The sequence below is a fragment of the uncultured Methanobrevibacter sp. genome, from assembly GCF_937906425.1.
GTDB lineage: Archaea > Methanobacteriota > Methanobacteria > Methanobacteriales > Methanobacteriaceae > Methanobrevibacter.
In genome coordinates this window covers 1-17,412 of sequence record NZ_CALCYR010000195.1, presented here as the reverse complement: position 1 = coordinate 17,412, position 17,412 = coordinate 1, and the positions used below count along the sequence as shown (strand labels likewise).

Sequence of the window (17,412 nt, the reverse complement as noted above, 5' to 3'; positions counted from 1 at the left end):
TTTAAATTAATTTAAACTATTTTTTTTATTTTATTCCTAATTATTATTTCCTTAACTTCCCAGTTTTTCCAATTTTTATATAAAATAATACTTTTTTAAGGATTTTAACAATTTAGTAATAATTTTTTAATACTTTAACAAAGTTTATTAATTATTAATCTAAAAAGTATTATTAAATGAATTTAAACAAATAAAATTTAATTTATTCTAATATTTTATGATATTATACTGATTTTTAATTATATGTGATATTATGAGTTATGAAAATACTGCTGTTTTATTATTAAGTCATGGAAGTAGTCTCCCATATGCTGAAGAGGTTTTTACAGAGATTTGTAAAAAATTTAAGGAAACTACTGACTTTGATGCTGAAGTTGGATATATGAAAGTTGCTCATCCAACATTACCTGAAGCAATAAACATTTTAAAAGAACGTAATCCTAATTTAAATCGTATCGTAGCTACTCCTGTCTTTTTAGCACCTGGAATTCATACAAATATTGATATTCCAATTATTCTTGGTCTTGAACCTAAGGAAGTAGATCCTAGACAACCTGACGGCAATTATCCTGAAGGACATTATTTGTATGGCCTTGAGGAAGTTGATTTTGATGGAGAATTAAGTCTTATTGATGCAATCGGCCCTAATCCAAGACTTTTGGAAATCATTAACAATAGGGTTACTACCGCTTTGGAGGATTCAAAGCTTGATGAGGATGCAAAAACTGCAGTATTGCTTGTATCTCATGGAAGCAGATTAAATTACAATAAGGAATTTATTTCAGATGTATTCAGTCAATATGAGGCTCAAACAGATTATCCATGTGATTTTGGATTTATGGAACTTGTGGAACCTAATATCCCTACTTCCATTAATAAGCTTGTAAGCGAAAACGAAGTTGACAGATTGGTTGTTGTTCCTGTATTCATTGCACCTGGAGTTCATACAACTCGTGACATTCCTACAATATTAGGTCTTATAGAGGATGATGGAAGTGGACATCATCACCATCACCATCATCATGATCATGATCATGACCACAGTCATGGCCACGATCACAGCCACAGTCATGGGCATCATCACCATCATCATGACCATGGTGATGTTAAGATGGAATTTGATGGAGAAATATTGTATCCTGAACCAATCTGTGCAGACGACATATTGATTGAAATTTTAGAACAAATGGTTATTGACTCTTTAGAGGAATAATTAATTATTTTTTCAAGTTAGAGAATAATTTTATTTTTTCTAGTTAGAGAATAATTTTATTTTTTAAAATAACTATTTTTATTCTATTTTTAATTTAATTTCTTATTTTTTTATTTTAACTCTTTATTTTACTTATTTTTATTTTTATTTCTTTTTAATTATCTTAAGGAAAAAAATATTTTATTAAAGTGATTTCTTAGTTAGGAAAAAATATTTTATTTAAGTGATTTCTTAGTTAGGAAAAAATATTTTATTAAAGTGATAAAATGGAAACTGTATTAAGCAATGAAAAGGATGAAAGATTCATTCAACTTTCCAATGAATTGAATAATGAATATTTTTCTCTTATTGGAGAGGATGCCCTCAAATATGAAGATTACAATAATCTTGAAGATCCGCATATTGTATTGCTTGTCTTGAATTGGGGAAATCCAATCGCTTGCGCTAGTTATAAGATTTTTGATAAGGATTCAATTGAAATAAAAAGAGTTTATGTTAAAAAGAGATATAGAAATAAGAGAATAGCTTATAAAATGGTTAAGGCATTGGAGAAATTAGCTATTGAGGACAATTTCAAGTATTCGTATATTACAACTGGAAAGGATAATATAGCGGCCATTAATCTATATAAGAAGTTAGGGTATGAATTAATTGACAATTTCGGCTTTTTTGAAGGAGACGACCTTTGCATTTGCATGAAAAAAGAATTTAAAACCATGATTTTTTAGTTTTATTTATTTTTATAAGATTTTTTTATTTTACTTGTTTTTTAGTTTAATTTATTTTTATAATGGTTTTTTACTTTTTTTTACTTTATTTTCCAATTTAAAATATATATTTATAGTAAAAAAATCAAATATTCTTTTATGAAAACAAGCTCTTTAAAAGTCTCTGATATTGGTGAAAAGCAATTAATAGAAAGAATTATACAAAAATCAAAGTCATGTTCCATATTTGATTCAAATTCTATTGATTTTAAAACTTCTATCGGGGATGATTCTGCACTTACCGATATTGACCTTGAGGAAAATAGCTATTTGGTCTCAAGTTCAGACATGCTAATACAATCCAGCCATTTTCCTTCTGAAATGAGCTATTACCAAATGGGATATAAGTCAGTAATAGTAAATGTCAGCGATTTGGCGAGTATGGGTGCAAAAAACATAGGATTCTTATTGAATGTAGCCATTCCAAAAGACACTTTCCTGGATGATTTTGATGACTTGATTTGTGGAGTCATTCAGGCCTGTGATAAGTATGAAATTCCTTTGATTGGCGGAGACACAAATGAGGCAAGTGAAATAATCCTTTCAGGTACAGCTATCGGTCAGGTAAATAAGGATAGGGCTTTAATGAAATCAGGATTTAATGTCGGTGATTTGGTCTGTATCAGTGGAGAGATAGGTCTTGCTGCTTTGGGTTTTGAACTGTTAAGATTAAGGGAAATCTTAAACAATAATCTATTTGAGCTAATAGACATTAAGGAAAAGATTGATAAATCATATGAAATAGATTCAAGTCTTTGTGACATGGCCATTTTCAAGGCTTTAAAACCAGAGGCTAAATATGCAGAAGGCCATATTTTAAGTAATTACAATAGTGAAAATTCAATTTGTGTAACTGACATTACAGACGGTTTGGCAAGTGAATTTTATGAGATCTTAGATTCTGATAAGAAATTTATGGCTATTGAATCAAATAATAGCTATTCTGAATTAAATAATGAGTATTCTGAATCATTTGGGAAGGTTAATTCTAAGGAAATTAATGATGAGTATTCTGAATCAATTGGCAAGACTAATTATAATGAGATTAGAAACCCTTATTCTAAAGGAATCAGAATTTATGAAGATAAATTACCTGTTGAAGAGGAATTTAAACAAATTTCAGAGATTTTAGGATTAAATTATCTTGATTTAGTACTTCATGTAGGTGAAGATTTTGAATTCTTATTCACCATCAGTCCAGAAATCAGAAAGGATTTGGAAAAGGAAATGGAATTTTATGTCATTGGTGAAATAAGTGAAAATAATAATTCAAATTGTAATACTAAGGATGATGAGGATAATAATTTTACAGTTGAAATAGTACTCTCAAATGGGGAGACTGAGAAAATAAGTTCAAAAGGATACGAACATTTATCCTAATCATGATTTTTATAAATTTCAAAAATACGGCCGTATTTTAAGTTTTTGGGTTTTTATTAATATTGCATTTATGGCGTATTTTGATTTTTGTTTTGTGGCCGTATTTTAAGTTTTTACAGTTTTTTACATTAGTATTTTTTAATTCTTGTATTGCGGCCCTATTTTAAGTTTTTAATTTTTATAAAAAATAGGAGTTTTTTTCATGAAGGAATCTCGATTTTATACAAAATTGTATGAGGGGCAAAGTCTGAAAAACAACTTGTCCAAAGAGAAAGTGATTTCAAACAAACTTGTCCAATGCAATTTATGTGGACGGGGATGTAAGATTTCAAAAGACTCCTATGGCTTCTGCAATTCAATGCAAAATATTGATGGCAAACTCTATTCAATCAATTATGGAAGAATAGCCTCATATCACATAGACCCTATTGAGAAAAAACCACTTTATCATTTTCTGCCAGGATCAAGCACATTTTCCATAGGTGGTTTTGGGTGTAACTTTTCATGTTTAAACTGTCAGAACTATATGTTAGCAACTAATTCTTATAATCTTGACAACTCAATTAAAATACTGCCAGAAACCATCGTTAAAAATGCACTTGACAAGAATTGTCTATCAATATCTTGGACTTATAATGAACCTACACCATACTTTGACTTTGCACGAGAAACTTCTCTACTTGCACACAGCAAAAATCTGAAAAATGTATATGTAAGCAATGGATATATGAGTGGGGAGTCATTGGATGAAACACTAAAATTTATTGATGCATTCAATATAGATTTGAAATCCTTCAGCAATGATTTCTATAGAAGGATTTGCGGCGGAAATCTTGACATTGTACTTGACAATCTGAGGACAATCCATGATGCAAGGAAAAGATATGGCACCCATCTTGAAATTACAAGTCTTCTTATAGGTGAATTGAACACTGGAGAGGATGAGATAAGATCCATTTGCAATTTCATAATTGAAGAATTAGGTCCTGAAGTTCCTCTGCACTTTTCAAGATTTTTCCCAATGTATAAAATGAGCGATGGCGAGCCAACCAAACTTGAATATTTGATTAGGGCAAGGGATATAGCTATTGAAATGGGAATTGAGCATGTTTATTTGGGGAATATGCAGGCAGACAATAATAGCTATTGTCCTGAATGTGGTGAATTGTTGATTTCTAGAACCGCTTATTGCAATAGGGATAAAAATAGAATAAAGGATGGCCATTGCAGTACTTGCGGCCATAAGTTGAATTTTGTTTTTGAGTAATGAAGGGTGGCCATTGTAGTGTTTGCGGCCATAAGTTGAATTTTGTTTTTGAGTAATGAAGTAGTTTAATTTAACTAAATTTAAACTTAATAATTAATTTTCAGCCATTAAATCTATTAAAACTCCTTTTTGACCAATGTAATCTCCCATTCCATTTATTGCAATCTTTTCAATTCCTACTTCGGAGTAATCAACCTTTTCTATTGTATAATCCTCCCCTTCCATTAAGGTCTTGTCTTTCATTTTAAGAATTATATTCTCATTCTCCTTTTCGTATTTTGCCTTCTTTATGTTTTCCTTGATTTCAAAGTCTATTGACTTTTTGCCTTCATAGATTCCAATGCCGATAAGTTCACAGCTGGCCTTGCCTATTTCCCTGTTGTTTTTGTACTGGACTTTAAAGTCAAGGTCCTTGATGAGTTTTCTGCCATCATAACTTGCCTTGATTTTTTTATGGGTGATTTTCTTTCCTGTATAAGGAAGGTCTTCAACACCACTTACCTCAAGATCATTCATATTGCATTTTCCAGCCTTTTCTGGGAAAATGTTTGTGCTGTAGATATAATCTATTAGCCTGTCGGTGTTTTTGCCGTCATGGAATTCAACGATTTTCTCGTATTTTTCAGTGTTTTCCTCGCTGTGGCTTCCATAATAGTTTTTCTCAATAAGTTCCCCTAAGCTTTCATAATCATAAGCAATGTCTGCAAATGCATTTTCATCATTTAGCTTAAGGCTTATGCCCAGATTGTTTAGACACATCTCCTTTTCCATCCATGCAAATATTACATTGCAGCCTCTGTAGAATGCATCATAGGAGATTGAGGAGTAATCTGTTATTAAAAGACGGGTGTTTTTCAGCAATTCATCGTAACTGTATTCCTTAGGCATATATTCCTCAAGATCCGTTTTTCCGAATATAGCATTTACAAGAGGGTGTGGAATAAAGACTATCTTGTCCTTAAGGGCATCCGGAACACTTTCTATAAGCTTTTTGGAGAAATTGTAATAGGTGGAATTAAGGGTGTCGTCCCTGATTACAGAATGTTCAAAGCTTCTTGATGTTGGCATGATTAGAATCTTGTCTGCATCCTCATTCCTTACTGAAAAGTCAAATTTAGGCAGTCCTGATTTGATTAAATCCTCTCTATCGAATTTGCCATCCTCTATAAAGTGGTCAGCCTCTGTTTCAGATGATACTACAACATAGGAATTGTCTCCAAATCCTCCCCCCTTTTCAAAGTCCCATCTTCCCTTAAGGGAATATGCAAACATTACTCCATGCTGGAGGAAGATATAGTAATAGTTTTGCCAGTACTGTCTTCTGCGGGTCATTGAACTGTATGTGGCCAAATCGATTGCGTGATTGATTGATTCGGTTGTGATGAATGCCTTTGCATTGAAATATTCATAATAATGCTTTACAGAGTTCTTGTCAATAATATTGGCCCTGTATTTTTCACCAACTTCAGCTCTATATTCGCTGTCCTTGCTTAGGATGAAGAATACATTGTTCCAGCCCTCATCAATCAGCCTTTCATAGACGTATTTTGCACTTTCCTCATATTTTCCACAGAACTTTTCATAAAGGACTATTGAAGGGACATTTTTGCCTTTCTTGTGGTCATTTTGATACTGGTCCCATGCCTTTTTAATCTTCTTTTGCTCTTTCTTGTCATCTGTAATGTTCACTTCTCTATATGCCAATGAGAGAAAACCTTTCCAGGTTTCATAGAAGAATATGCTGTGATTATTGTAATTTACCAATGGGCTGTAATAAAGCTCACGGTCATTGTATTTTTCAAGCTCTTCATTTTTATTAAGGAATTTGTTTTTAAGTCTTAATTTAAGGCCTCTCATTGTTCTTAGTTTCTTTCTAAATGAAAAACCATTTTCATCAATATATTCAAGGTAAACCCCAGCAGATCTTCCTGCAAGTTCTATTGAATCATATCTGAATTCTACAATGTATTTATCTGATTTTTTAATGAAATCATAATTCCTATAGCCTATGTTTATGTGGAACTTGCTTATGTCAATGCTTGGATATTTTTTGGAAGTGACTGAAAATTCTAAAATTATTTTATCTTTTTTCATAGAAATTGATTCAGCTTTGGCGTTATAATCGTATATTCGATTATAGACATGTTTATTTTTGCTTAGAACAATTGATGGTTTGTTGTTTTTAAATAAGGCATTGTATTCCTTACCTTGTCTAACTGTGTAGCCCTCTTCCAATTCAAATTCATTGTAGTCAATATTATTCATGATATCCTAACCATTAGATTTTTAAATGATTAAACTTAGTATGATTAAATTTTTGATTATTTTTTTTTGAAAGTTGATTGTTTTAATAATTTTAAAATTTATAAGAATTCTAATTATTAACTAATCCCTCTGTCTTATAAGGTCAATTACGCTTTGGGAAGCTGTTCCTTTGTCAAATTCATTAAATTTCTTTTGGAACTTGTCGTACTTTTCTCCATAAGTCTCTTCGTAATTTCCCTCTTTTAATTTTTTGATTTCACTTATAAGCTCATTTGTATTTTCAACTATAGGGCCCGGAACTTCCTCAAACATGTCGAAGTAAAAGTCTCTCAATCCTTCCTTATAGAATTCCATATCGTATGCAAAGAATAAGATAGGTCTTCTGAGCAAGGCGTAATCAAACATTACTGAAGAGTAATCTGTAATTAGAATGTCTGAGACTAGATACAATTCCTGAATGTCCCATTCTGCATCACATTCAATGACAAAGCCATCATATTTCTTCCAGTCTATCTTGTCCTTGACCAGATAGTGATACTTGACAATCAGAACATAATCATCTGACAGGGACTCTTTCATTTCATCAAAGTCCATCTCTGTTGCAAACTTGTATTCGCCCTTTTGGTAGTATTGGTTGTCTCTCCATGTTGGAGCATAAAGGATGATTTTCTTGTCCTTTGGAATATTGAATCTGGTTTTTATGCTGTCAATGCTTTCCTCATTGTTCTTGTTTATGAGAATGTCATTACGGGGATAACCTATTTCCAGCATTTCTCCGTCAAAGGCAAAGGCCCTTTTGAATATTTCACTTGAATAGCTGTTTTGTGAAATCAGATACTCCCATTGGGATGTGTTCTTTTTAAACTCATCATGGTATTGGCTGATGTCCTTGTTTCCACTCATGTCAATGTAATCCATGTCAAGTCCCAGTTTTTTAAGTGGAGTTCCATGCCAGGTCTGAATGTATTTTGTCTTTTTGTTTTTCTTTAGATAGTAGAGATGCCTTGAGTCAAAAACCCAGCTTCCGCTTCTTATTGTATAATATAAAAACTTGAAAAATGATCTTTTTACCTTGATTGGATTTCCTGGAATGTCATGCTCTTCCGGATGCATGAAAACCCAGACACATTTAAATTCCTTATCAAGGCCTTGATTAAGTATTTCCTCATAGATATATCTTGGATTTCCAGTATAATTACGGCCATTGCTGGACTCAAAGAGGATAATATTATCTTTTGGACTAAGAACATATGTTCCTATATAATATAATGCTCTAGCACCATATTTTGCAGTAATATATAGTATGTCTTTTATTTTTTTCTTGAATGATTTTTGTGACATTTTATCCTCTTTTAATCGGTTTTAGACAATTTTATTATTAATTTCTTGCTAAATTGGTTTAAGGCCTATTTTTAATGAGTTTTATCCTTTAATTGGTTTTAGACAATTTTATTTTTTATTCATTTTTTTAATTAGTTTAATACCTATTTTTGGATTTAAACCCTTAAAATAATTTATTTAAGATTCTAACTCTTTTACAAGCTCTTGAGCGTTTTCCCAATCTGTGTGGTCGTCAATTTCAGTCCATTTTAATCCATTGGTTAATACAAAGTCAATTGTCTTTATATTGCTTAAGTCCTTGTATGCAAAGTCATAGTAGTTTTGAGGGTCTTCATCTATCAGTCCCTCCAGAATTCTATTGAATTCTGCAACGTCATCAGCTATTACTTTTGAAACTCCTATAAACTCTCCACTTGAGGATGGAATGTCCAATCCTTTTCCAATGGAATTTATTTTACCGTTAGCTATTGTTTTCTCTTCATTAAATGATTCATCATCAATTATAAGTTTAAATGACTCTTCATTAAGTTCCTTAAAGTTATCAATAATCATTCCAGTGTTTTTGGAAGCATTTAATCTGCTGATAATTTCAGGATCTACAACATTGTCTCCATTTACAAGAATAAAGTCGTCCAAGTCATTTTCCTCAATGTAGTTACTTGCAAGATATGTGGAAACTGAGGTATTTGTTACATCGTATTTCTCGTTTACGATTGTTTTAATTTCAATGTCGTATTTTTCAGCTATTTCAGGACATAAGTCGATGACTTTGTCTCTATTATATCCTACAACCACTATGAATTTAGTTATTTCTACATTTACACAGTTTCTAATCATTCTTTCAAGTAAAGTCATATCATTTATTTTAAGTAAAGCCTTTGGAATTTCTTTTGTAAGGGGCATTAATCTTGTACCCATTCCAGCAGCCAATATTACACCAATCATTTTTATTCCTCGCTTTTAATAATTTGTTAAATTGATTTTTTTGTTTTTATTTTTTAATAATTTGTTAAAATTAATTAAATCTATTTTAGTTTTAATACTTTAAAACTTTTTTAATCAATTAATTTTATAAAAATTCAGGGTTTATTGTTCTAATTTTTTAAAATCCATTATAAAAATTCAGGGTTTATTGTTCTAATTTTTTAAAATCCAATCGTAAACTCTCTTACAATTGCCCTTGTCAGTGTATTTAAAGAACTTTTCAACCTTTTCAACATATTCCTCTTCCATTTTACAGTCATTTTCAATATAGTCAATTGTCTTTTCAATCAACTCGTCTTCTTCCTTGATTACAGCACCGAATGTACTTGCCTCATCATCAATCAAACTGTCGCCCTGGAAATGATAGTCGTCTCCATATTGATAGTATATAACAGGCTTTTTAAGGTAGGCAAAATCGAAATTGACTGAAGAATAGTCAGTTATCATCAATGCTGATTCACATAGGATGTCGTGGAATCTTCTTTTATTGTCAACTTCAACATTTTCTGTATTGAAGAGATTTAAGAATTTCAATGAATTAGGGTGAGGCTTATAGACGATTTTATAGCCATTTTCCCTTGCTGATTTCAATAGTCTCTCATTGTTTAGGAGATTGTTCCATCTTTGGAAGTATTCTGAACTTATCAAGTCGTCTTCAGTTCTGATTTCCTTTCTCCATGTTGGAATAATTACAATTTCCTTTTTAAGATTTTCATTTGTTAAGTTGTCAAATCTTGGGAAACCTAGTTCCTGAATGATTTCCTCATCATAGTTATAGTTTTCAACAAATGCCTTCTGGTCAAGGTCTGATACTGTAAGCAGGAGTGAAAAGTTAATGTCGTATTTTCTAAGCCAGCTTGTCATATTGTATTTTCCAACTCCATGCTGGAGGAAATAGACTGGAGGGGATGATATTCCCTGAACAAGCTTTAAGTTCTTGTCTGCAAATGGATTAATGTGATTTTTATATCCTTGGGAGGATATGAGCTTGTCACAGAACATGTAATGGAATTTATGTCTGAAGGAGCCAAATTCCAAAATGCTTTTTCCATACTCCTTCTTAAGTTTTGGATACTCCTTGCAGTCCTTTTCAACAGCGAAATACTTTTCCACATCATCATTCTGCTCAATTGCATATCTGAATAGGTGCTCTCCATTATCACCTGTATTGTCTCTTCTATCCATAAAGAGATAGATCTTTCTGTTTTTCATTTTAGGTAAGCATAATAAGTATAGGAGTCTGTAGAAGATTGAGCTGTATCTGTATTTTGTCCTGTTTGTTAGGATTGTCTTGATTGAACTTAATTCAAAGCGAAGAGCCTTCTTAAGACTATATGGCATAATGTGGAATGTCTTGTTAATTACGGCCAAAATCTGGGAGTTTCTAATATAGTAATGGCTGAACTTGGATATTTCAGCGAATTTCCTGAATGTCACATTGTTTTTCATAACAAGCTTCTTGCCATCCTCTTCATAGACCATGTTGAAATTTATTTTTGTTTCTCCCTTCTTGTCTATAGGGATTTTAAATTCGAAATTATAGTCAAATCTCCAATCGATTCCAAGCAATCTTTTTGTTTCCCTTGCAGTTCTAGGGTATTCCACTTCCTTGCCTATGAATTTTTCCTTTTTGCCATTATGAACCTTTATAGCCTCTATATGCAATGCTTCTTTCTTGCAGGAGCTTACAAAGTTTCCGGATAAGTTCAAGACACCCTTTTTAAGTTCAATGATGTCAAAGAATATTCTGCGTTTTTCCAAATTGTTAATGATGTAGTTTCCGGTTTTTAGGCAGGTAAATCCTTCTTCATCCTTTCCAACATGGAAGTCCATACGGTTTTTAATGAAAACAAGGAATTCCCCAAGGTAGGCAATCTTTTTAGTCATTATTTGAGGGTTTGTAAGTGAGTCCTCATCAATATAATCAAGGATATCATATAGTTTTTGCCAAAACTCGTCAATATCCTCTTTTGTAAGAATATTTGGAAAATCAGAAAGATTGTTAAAGGATTTAAAGCTATATGCAATTGTATTTTCTATGTATTTTAAAAGCTTTCCATGTTTTTCAATGGAATAGTCAATAAGATCCTTTAGGCAGTCAAGCCTATAAGTGTAAAATGTTTTTTTATTTTTTGCAGTGTTTGTCAAGGATTTGCTGTTGCTTCTTCTATAGAAGTATTCTGTATCCTTAACAAGACCTATCTTATTGTTTAAAAGAAGTATTTTGTTAATGAAGATTAATCCTTCATCAAAGTCAAGTTTTTCATCAAATCTAATATTAGCTATTGCAGATTTTTTAATAAATGCAGAGTTTACAGAACCTTGAATTGCATTAGGGTTTTCATTCAAATCAACAATCCTGTTTTTGCTGTCCTGCATCCTGTTGAACTTGTAGTTCAGGTCATGGTTTCTTTCATTGAAGTAGTATATGGGGATGGATACTATATTAACATCATTGCCTTTAAGGAACTTGTTTACTGATTCCAAGGCATTGCTTGCCAATTTGTCGTCGCCGTCTAGAAATTGGATGTATTCTCCTTGAGCAAGTTCAATTCCACGGTTTCTGCTTGCTCCAACACCCTGATTTTCCTGATTATGTATTTGGATACGATTGTCTCTTTTGGCATAATCCTCTAGAATATTCACTGAATTGTCTGTTGAGCCGTCATTAATACATATGATTTCAAAATCCTTGAATGTTTGATTGATTAGGCTGTCTAAACATTCCTTAAGATATTTTTCACAATTGTAAACAGTTAGGATAACTGAAAATTTAAGCATCTAATTCCCCAAGTAGTTGATAAGTTTAAAATTTTAATTTGATTGAATTGAATTTTAATATAATTTAAGAGTATTTAAAATTTTAATTTGATTGGATTGAATTTTAATATAATTTAAGAGTATTTAATTACTTAATCCTTAATTATAGTTGGGTTTTACCCAATTATTCCTCAATGTTTTGCCATAATGTATTGAAAGCTATTGTAGGTGGGATTTGCCTAACTATAACATCATAAACAAAGTCTACAGTTACGCTTTTAATCTTGTTCTTGTCACAGATGTCCTTGATTGCCATGATTGAGTTCTTTCCCTCAAAGACAATTCCGCTTGCCTTCTCGTCAACAATTATCCTTTGTCCGTATAGCATACCAAGTGTGTGGTTTCTGCTTTCAAGGGATGTTGAGGTCAAAACAAGGTCTCCAAATCCGCAGTATTCTCCTGCAGTGGATTCGTCTCCTCCAATGTATTTGATAATGTCCTTTGTATCTTCAAATCCCTTTGTCAATACACCATATCTTGCGTTTTCATTGATATTCATTCCTTCACAGATTCCATTGGCTATTGCATTGATGTTTTTAAGGACTCCACACATTTCAAGGCCGATTACATCATCTATGATTTTTACCTTGAATTGAGGGGTTGATAAAACGGATTTTACCAATTCACTTGATTCTCTGTTTTTTGATGCAATGTTTGAAACTGTTGCAAGGTTTAAGACAATTTCTGATGCAAAATTAGGTCCGGACAATGCTACATAATTGTCTCCAAAGAATTCCTCTATTATATTTCCCATTGTTTTTAGGGAAGGGTATTCAATTCCCTTTGCGGTTGTAACGAGAATTGTGTCTGGACTGATATAATCCTTAAGAGTTTTTAGGCTGGATCTAAAAGCAGATGAAGGAATTGTTAGGAATATTATGCCACAGTCCTTTAGGTCATTTAAATCGGTTGTAGCTATAATATTGTCTTTTAGCTTTGTATTAGGATAGTATTCAGTATTATATCTGGTTTCGTTTATTGAATCTCTTAATTCTTTTCTTCTTAAATGTAAAATTACCTGATTTACATTTTCAGAAATTGTTTGAGCTATTGCAGTTCCTAGACTGCCTGCTCCCATAACACCTACTTTTTCCATTCTTTCACCTAAATAGTATTTATTAGTTTAAAACTCTTTTTTTTTAATTTAAAGAACAGTTTTTTTTTTTTTATTGATTTTAAAAAACTCTTTTTTTTAATTTAAAGAACAGTTTTTTTTTATTGATTTTAAAAAACTCTTTAAAATTGTATTTAATATTAAAAAGTACAAAATTTAATTATTCTCCGAAACTAACTCTTTCGAATTTTTCTGGTTCTAAAATTGATTTTGTAGCGTCTACACCTACTTTTGTAGTAGTTCCATCAATTTCAGAAGCTACTGGATCAAGGGATGAACCTCTTGCTTTAGGAACAATGATTATGTCGTCGTCTCCTTTTACACGTGTAGCTATTGCATATTCAATGTCCTGTGGGTCAAAGATGTCAACGTCTTCATTTACCACAACAACATGTTTTAGGGATGGGTGTGCAGCAAGTGCGGCCATGATCACGTTTTTTCCATCTCCCTGGGTTTGTTTTTTGATTGAAACAGCTGCATGCAACCAACAGCAACCTCCTTCAGTCAATACAACATTTTGCACTGTTGGAACAGTGTTTTTAACTGCATTGTAGATTCTAGGTTCCTGTGGAAGTCCTTGCAATAATTTATGTTCGAATCCGGCCGGTAAGATTGCATGGTACATTGGATTTTCCTTTTTAATGTACATCTTGCTTAATTTGATGACAGGTTCATCTCTAATAAGGTCATAAGTGTCAGTCAAGTCTACAAATGGGCCTTCTTTAGCGGTTTCATTAACCAATATCTTACCTTCAAAGATAATGTCTGCTTCAGGTACCTTAAGGCCGTTTTTACAGTTTACAAGTTCCAGTTCACCATTCTTGAACCTGTTTGCAACTTCCATCTCATCAGCATCTATTGGAATTGAGGTTGTACATGCAAGAAGGGTTGAAGGTTCCATTCCAATAGCTATTGAAATGTCCAAGTCCTTTCCCATATCCCTTGCCTTTTGGACATAGGTGTAAAGGTTTCTTGGCACGATACGAATTGCCAGTTTGTTTTTTTCCAAAACAAGCATTCTGTGAATGGAAGCGTTTTGAACTCCTGTTTCAGGGTCTTTTGCAAATACAACACCTGCAGTTATGTATGCTCCTCCATCACGTTTATAGTGTGTAAGAACAGGTATCTTTCCAAGATCCACTCTTTTGCTGTTGTATTCATCCTTTATGTCTATGAATTTTGTAACAGGAGTCGGATTGTTCATACCGTCTATGATTTTAAAGGTAATCTCATCAACTTGACAGTTAAGTGATTGCGCTATTTTCTCTCTTGTATTGCATATTCCTGAAACGATTGGCATGTCATATCCTTTTACATTGTTTAGGATAACTGTGTCCTTTGGATATTCTCTTAATATTTTAGCTGCCTCATATTCGACATCCACTTCTTTATCAATTTGAATTATTTTCATATCTTCTGCCATTTTATATCACTCCTCTTTTTTAGCACATTTAATCAGTAAAAAGGTTTTTGGTTCTTTAAATGAAGTAATTATTATTAATTTGCATTTTTGTATAATTGGAAAATTATAATTATTAATTAGTTTTTTTTATTTAATGTTGTAATTATTAATTATAAGTCTGCTTTTTTTGTATAATAGGAAAATTATAATTATTAATTAGTTTTTTTTTTATTTAATGTTGTAATTATTAATTATAAGTCTGCATTTTTGTATTTAATCCATTTTAAGTTCTTTTCAATTTCCTTATCAGATATTGCAAGGATTTCTGCAGCAGCTATTGCCGCATTTCTACCATTATCAATTCCAACAGTTCCAATAGGTACTCCCGGAGGCATGTTAGCCATTGTAATCAATGCGTCCTGGCCGTTTAACTTATTTGAGCATGGAACTCCAATTACAGGTTTTTCACAAAGTGCAACTACAGATCCGGCTACAAGAGCTGACAATCCACTGATTGCAATGAATATTTTTGCATTGTTTCTTTTGCTCATATAGGCTTCAAAGTCTCTTGCATGTCTTATAGGAGAAATATAGTCAAGCTTGTATTCAATATTCATTCTTTCAAGTAATATGGCCACATCCTTAGCAATTTCCATATCGGAATAGCTTCCTGCAAGAATCATGACATCTGGAGTGTCTTCAAGTTCTTCAAATTCTACTTTCTCGAATTTTTCATCAGATAAAAAGTCTTTTTGGAAATATTCTCCATCAAGGGTTTCAATAAGTTCCTTTTCTCCATTTTCAACCTTTTCCTGATATTCTTCCCTTAGTTTGGAAATGTTTTCTGCAATATCATTATCATGGCTTGCAATGATTTCCCCTGCAAGTATTGCAGCATTGTCTCCCCTGCCTATTCCAACAGTTGTTACAGGTACTGGAAATGGCATTTGTACACATGCATATAATGCATCTAATCCTTCAATTGCCCCTTTTACAGGAACTCCAATGACTGGTCTATGGGTGTATGCAGCTATTGCTCCAGGCAAGTGTGCAGCAAGTCCTGCAATTCCTATAAATACTTCTACACCTTGATTTGTTGCATCGATAACAAGTTTTTTCACTTTATCATGAGTTCTATGTGCAGATGCAACTTTTAAACTGTATGGAATTTGGAGTTTTTCTAATATTTTAATAGATTTTAAAGCTATATCCTTATCAGAAGCACTTCCAAGAATTATCATTACTTTTGGAACCATCTAATTACTCCTTTTTATGAATATTTTTATATCTTTATTAGTTATAATATAAAATTTACAATATATTCTTATTTTTATAAATACTAGTATTAATAGTTAATATGTTTTATTAGTCAGTTAATAGTCAATTAAATCTATTAAGTTTTCAAAGGGATTTCTTAGAATTCCATAATGTTAAATAATAAAGAAATTATACTATAATTATCGGATTTTTTGAAAATCAGTAATTTTGCTTTTATTAATTGGATTTTTTTTAATTCAGTAAATTTAAATTAAATTATTGGCTATTAAATTCAAAAAATTTTAATTTAATTTCAAGAATATTTATTATTCCTTATTAAAAAATTTTAATTTAATTACAAAATTCTTAAATTTAGAAAATATTTGGGATATTATGACTAAAATTTCAGTTATCGTACCTGTTTATAATTGTGAAGACTATATTGAAGAGTCAATGAAAAGCATTCTCTCACAAAGCTATGAAGACATTGAGGTAATCTGTGTTGATGACGGATCAAGTGACAATTCCCTTGAGATTCTAAGGTCTCTTGAGTCTAAGGATTCACGTCTCAAGGTCTACTCTCAGGAGAATCAGGGAGCTAGTGCAGCTAGAAACAATGCAATGAAAAAAATGACAGGAGATTACGTTTATTTCTTTGATGCAGACGATTACCTTGTGAATGATGCATTGGAAAAGGTTTTGGACAATGCAATTGCAAATGATGCTGACATGACTCTCTTTAAATATGACCAATACAGGGACGATACTTTCCTAAGGCATTTAGGTTTGGAGATAGAGGAACATTTTCCAGATGCGGATTTCAGCAATTTCACATTCAATTGCCATGACTTTAGAAAACGTCCTTTCAGAGGTCCATTTGCACCTTGGTTTAAATTGTATAAAAGGGATTTTCTTGACAGCCATGAATCCTTTGTTTTTCCAATCAATCTAAATCACAACGATGTTCCATTTCATGTAAAAACCTTTTTGAAGGCTTCTAAAATATCATTTGTCCCTGAATATCTTTATCATTATAGAACTGACAATCCAAATTCCATTTCAAACACTCGTTTAAGAAAATATAAGGACATTTTTTCAATAATAAAAATTATAGAAGACTTTTTGATTGAAGAAGATTTGTATGAGGAGTTTAAAAAGGAATTGGAATACTTTAAGATAAACCGTATTGTTGATGAAATTCGTGGAAGGCCTAATGAATACTTCTTATTGGCTAAGGAAGAATTGTCTAAAATCAATCTTGACAATGATTTGGTGGCAAAGAATGTTATTTTTAAGGCAAAAACCATTTTGGATTCATCTTCCATTGAAGAGTACAAGTATAAGCTTGAAATTGACAGACTGGAAAAGGAAAACAGGAAATTGTCTAAAAAGAACAGTCAGTTAAAGAAAGAATATGAAAAGGCAAAGAAAAAGAATGAGGAAATTAAAAATTCAAATAGTTGGAAAATGACTAAAGCACTCAGAAAGCCAAAACAATGGTTTAAATCTGATTAAATTTTAAATTAGTAAAATTTCAGTAATGTTTAAATAATTTGCTTAATTTAATTATTATTAAGTATTGAGTTTTGTAAATAATTAGTT

At 31.8% G+C, this 17,412-nt stretch carries 12 protein-coding genes; 5 read left to right on the top strand and 7 right to left on the bottom strand.

What is annotated here, in order from left to right:
- Positions 1-253: 253 nt before the first annotated feature.
- From cfbA to amrS, 4 genes are all read left to right on the top strand, one after another.
- On the top strand, positions 254-1,213 hold the full coding sequence (gene cfbA / locus Q0138_RS05620; RefSeq protein WP_297981916.1) for a sirohydrochlorin nickelochelatase: 960 nt from the start codon (positions 254-256) through the stop codon (positions 1,211-1,213).
- Between the two features lie 266 nt (positions 1,214-1,479).
- Positions 1,480-1,941, top strand: coding sequence for a GNAT family N-acetyltransferase (locus Q0138_RS05615; RefSeq protein ID WP_297981914.1), 462 nt, complete (start codon positions 1,480-1,482; stop codon positions 1,939-1,941).
- A 138-nt stretch (positions 1,942-2,079) separates the two neighbouring features.
- Entirely contained in the window at positions 2,080-3,360 is a 1,281-nt protein-coding gene (locus Q0138_RS05610) for a thiamine-phosphate kinase (protein ID WP_297981911.1), read from the top strand.
- Positions 3,361-3,562: 202 nt separating this feature from the next.
- On the top strand, positions 3,563-4,627 hold the full coding sequence (gene amrS / locus Q0138_RS05605; RefSeq protein WP_297981909.1) for an AmmeMemoRadiSam system radical SAM enzyme: 1,065 nt from the start codon (positions 3,563-3,565) through the stop codon (positions 4,625-4,627).
- 93 nt (positions 4,628-4,720) lie between these two features.
- Here the strand turns inward: amrS and Q0138_RS05600 are convergent, their stop codons facing one another.
- From Q0138_RS05600 to purE, 7 genes are all read right to left on the bottom strand, one after another.
- Positions 4,721-6,892 (bottom strand): CDP-glycerol glycerophosphotransferase family protein, encoded by a 2,172-nt coding sequence (locus tag Q0138_RS05600; RefSeq protein ID WP_297981907.1) that lies wholly within the window; start codon positions 6,890-6,892, stop codon positions 4,721-4,723.
- A 120-nt stretch (positions 6,893-7,012) separates the two neighbouring features.
- Complete coding sequence (locus tag Q0138_RS05595; RefSeq protein ID WP_297981905.1) at positions 7,013-8,233, bottom strand: CDP-glycerol glycerophosphotransferase family protein; 1,221 nt, start codon at positions 8,231-8,233, stop codon at positions 7,013-7,015.
- A gap of 177 nt (positions 8,234-8,410) precedes the next feature.
- Complete coding sequence (locus Q0138_RS05590; RefSeq protein WP_297981903.1) at positions 8,411-9,178, bottom strand: phosphocholine cytidylyltransferase family protein; 768 nt, start codon at positions 9,176-9,178, stop codon at positions 8,411-8,413.
- Between the two features lie 192 nt (positions 9,179-9,370).
- On the bottom strand, positions 9,371-11,998 hold the full coding sequence (locus Q0138_RS05585) for a CDP-glycerol glycerophosphotransferase family protein (RefSeq protein WP_297981901.1): 2,628 nt from the start codon (positions 11,996-11,998) through the stop codon (positions 9,371-9,373).
- 163 nt (positions 11,999-12,161) lie between these two features.
- Positions 12,162-13,133 carry an NAD(P)H-dependent glycerol-3-phosphate dehydrogenase gene (locus tag Q0138_RS05580; protein ID WP_297981899.1) on the bottom strand — a complete coding sequence of 324 codons (972 nt, stop codon included), beginning with the start codon at positions 13,131-13,133 and terminating at the stop codon, positions 12,162-12,164.
- Between the two features lie 178 nt (positions 13,134-13,311).
- A complete protein-coding gene (locus Q0138_RS05575) occupies positions 13,312-14,574 on the bottom strand; it encodes a UbiD family decarboxylase (protein WP_297981897.1) in 1,263 nt (420 codons plus the stop codon).
- Between the two features lie 230 nt (positions 14,575-14,804).
- Complete coding sequence (gene purE / locus Q0138_RS05570) at positions 14,805-15,809, bottom strand: 5-(carboxyamino)imidazole ribonucleotide mutase (RefSeq protein WP_297981894.1); 1,005 nt, start codon at positions 15,807-15,809, stop codon at positions 14,805-14,807.
- A 394-nt stretch (positions 15,810-16,203) separates the two neighbouring features.
- On the opposite strand from purE, the gene Q0138_RS05565 reads away from it, so the two are divergent.
- Positions 16,204-17,325 carry a glycosyltransferase family 2 protein gene (locus Q0138_RS05565; RefSeq protein ID WP_297981892.1) on the top strand — a complete coding sequence of 374 codons (1,122 nt, stop codon included), beginning with the start codon at positions 16,204-16,206 and terminating at the stop codon, positions 17,323-17,325.
- Positions 17,326-17,412: the final 87 nt, after the last annotated feature.

What these genes read in the sequence shown, in the direction of transcription:
- cfbA (WP_297981916.1), top strand. Translation starts at nt 254, where the DNA reads ATGAGTTATGAAAATACTGCTGTTTTATTATTAAGTCATGGAAGTAGT.
- Q0138_RS05615 (WP_297981914.1), top strand. Translation starts at nt 1,480, where the DNA reads ATGGAAACTGTATTAAGCAATGAAAAGGATGAAAGATTCATTCAACTT.
- Q0138_RS05610 (WP_297981911.1), top strand. Translation starts at nt 2,080, where the DNA reads ATGAAAACAAGCTCTTTAAAAGTCTCTGATATTGGTGAAAAGCAATTA.
- amrS (WP_297981909.1), top strand. Translation starts at nt 3,563, where the DNA reads ATGAAGGAATCTCGATTTTATACAAAATTGTATGAGGGGCAAAGTCTG.
- Q0138_RS05600 (WP_297981907.1), bottom strand. Translation starts at nt 6,892, where the DNA reads ATGAATAATATTGACTACAATGAATTTGAATTGGAAGAGGGCTACACA.
- Q0138_RS05595 (WP_297981905.1), bottom strand. Translation starts at nt 8,233, where the DNA reads ATGTCACAAAAATCATTCAAGAAAAAAATAAAAGACATACTATATATT.
- Q0138_RS05590 (WP_297981903.1), bottom strand. Translation starts at nt 9,178, where the DNA reads ATGATTGGTGTAATATTGGCTGCTGGAATGGGTACAAGATTAATGCCC.
- Q0138_RS05585 (WP_297981901.1), bottom strand. Translation starts at nt 11,998, where the DNA reads ATGCTTAAATTTTCAGTTATCCTAACTGTTTACAATTGTGAAAAATAT.
- Q0138_RS05580 (WP_297981899.1), bottom strand. Translation starts at nt 13,133, where the DNA reads ATGGAAAAAGTAGGTGTTATGGGAGCAGGCAGTCTAGGAACTGCAATA.
- Q0138_RS05575 (WP_297981897.1), bottom strand. Translation starts at nt 14,574, where the DNA reads ATGGCAGAAGATATGAAAATAATTCAAATTGATAAAGAAGTGGATGTC.
- purE (WP_297981894.1), bottom strand. Translation starts at nt 15,809, where the DNA reads ATGGTTCCAAAAGTAATGATAATTCTTGGAAGTGCTTCTGATAAGGAT.
- Q0138_RS05565 (WP_297981892.1), top strand. Translation starts at nt 16,204, where the DNA reads ATGACTAAAATTTCAGTTATCGTACCTGTTTATAATTGTGAAGACTAT.